Here is a 766-nt window from a genome sequence, read left to right on the forward strand (position 1 = left end):
CGCCGCGCAGCGCAGCTCGGCGGCGACCTTGTCCAGCATGCTGCAGCAGATATCGATGTTGTTCGGCGTAGCGGTCGCGGCGGCGGTCCTCAATCTGTCGCAGATCGCAAGAGGCGGGGCAGCACTCGATCTGGTCGATTTCAGGATCGCCTTCCTGGTGGTCGGCGGAATCGGTCTTGCGGCTGCCTTCCGCTTCCTGGTGCTGCCGCCGGCGGCGGGCGCCGAGGTTTCAGGCCATTCGCCGCGGAATTGACATCCGGATTTTGGGCCGATCGCCGAGATATACTCCGCCTCCGCCTTTGGTCGCGCCCTCATCCGTCTCGGGGCGCGCCCCGATCCACCGTCTCTCACAGGGTGCAGGCTCTCACGCCGGTCGATAAACCCTTTCAGCAGTGTTCCAGAAGATATCCGCTTCCGCCGCTGCGCCGTGCCTGGCCACCGCCGCGCGGTGCGCCTTGATCAACTCGGCGTGGCTGGTCCACAGCTTCTCGATCGGGAAGTTCGAGCCGAACATCAGATGGTCCGGGCCGAGGATATCGATCGCGTTGTCGACGATGTAGGCGATCAGCGCCGGATCGTTGCGGTGGACGAAGGTGCCCAGGCCGGACAGCTTGGCGTAGACGTTGGGCGCGGCGGAGAGCGTGCGCAGGCCGGTCTTCCATGCCTCGGTGGTTTCCGGTTCCATGCCGGTCAGCATGCCGGCATGGGTGAGGATGAAGTTGGTCTGAGGGTTCTCGCCGACCAGCGTCAGGCCGTCCTTCATCTG

The 766-nt window shown here is 65.1% G+C and carries 1 protein-coding gene and 1 pseudogene; one reads left to right on the forward strand and one right to left on the reverse strand.

Annotation, left to right across the window (positions count from 1 at the left end; translation table 11 throughout):
• Positions 1 to 253 (forward strand): annotated as a pseudogene (locus EN781_RS33530) (MFS transporter); the annotation flags it as partial.
• Positions 254 to 364: 111 nt separating this feature from the next.
• Here EN781_RS33530 and EN781_RS33535 read toward each other — a convergent pair.
• Positions 365 to 766 (reverse strand): amidohydrolase family protein (locus EN781_RS33535; RefSeq protein WP_145965829.1); only part of this gene is annotated, 402 nt, incomplete at its 5' end.

Source organism: Mesorhizobium sp. M4A.F.Ca.ET.090.04.2.1 (assembly GCF_003999085.1).
Lineage (GTDB): Bacteria > Pseudomonadota > Alphaproteobacteria > Rhizobiales > Rhizobiaceae > Mesorhizobium.